Genomic DNA, 813 nt, shown 5'->3' on the forward strand with positions numbered 1-813 from the left:
CGCAAACTTTTGGGACGGTCAGAGTTAGCGACTTACTGGACACACTCATCCTGCGATCTCTGCAAATAGCCGAAAGCCAGATGTCGTAGTGCAGGGAAATTGCTGCTTTCGGATCATGTTGGCGACCTCAATGCCGTCCAGGGTAGCCGATGCGGATCTGAACGATTTGAACGCGCACATGTGCCGGATGCGACGCTTGATGAACCGATGATCCTGCTCGATCAGGTTATTCAAATACTTTGACCTGACTGTTTGAATTTTGGCGGTGCAACCAAACCGATTAAGGATTTTGTTCACCTCTCGAATGCCCGCCGCGTTGGCTCCGCTTTTGTCAATGACGATCTTGCTCGGGATTCCGTTTGAAGACAGAGCTTTGGCAAAGAACCTAGCTGCTGCTGGACGGTTCCTGCGCTCAGACAGCATGAAATCAAGGGTATTCCCAGCTTTGTCGACGGCCCGATAGAGGTACATCCATTTGCCGCGAACACGAATATAGGTCTCGTCCATGCGCCATGAACTCAGCGTTGGACGCTTCTTTGATTGCGCTCTTGCTGCGATCATCGGCGAGTATTTCACAACCCACCTATTCAGGGTGGCATGGTCAACTCGCACACCGCGCTCAGGCATGATCTCTTCCAAGTAACGATAGGACACCGTGTATCGCAGATAGAAGTAAACAGCGTACAAAACTGCATCCTTGGGGAAATGACAGCCCATTAACGAGATCATGCTCAAACAACCTGTTCGAAAATTATTCGACCAGTACAAACCGCAGATCTCGCGTGCGCGTCAACTAGACCCCAGAGTGTGCGA

Annotated in this window: 1 protein-coding gene; it reads right to left on the reverse strand. The window is 50.9% G+C overall.

What is annotated here, in order from left to right; all coding sequences use genetic code 11:
• Positions 1 to 45 precede the first annotated feature (45 nt).
• Positions 46 to 729, reverse strand: a complete 684-nt coding sequence (locus ACR0E6_RS22040) for an IS6 family transposase (protein ID WP_480587364.1) — start codon at positions 727 to 729, stop codon at positions 46 to 48.
• Positions 730 to 813 lie beyond the last annotated feature (84 nt).

Source organism: Ruegeria sp. AP12 (genome assembly GCF_056540025.1).

Coding starts and splice junctions, on each gene's coding strand:
- ACR0E6_RS22040 (WP_480587364.1), bottom strand. CDS start 729: ATGATCTCGTTAATGGGCTGTCATTTCCCCAAGGATGCAGTTTTGTAC.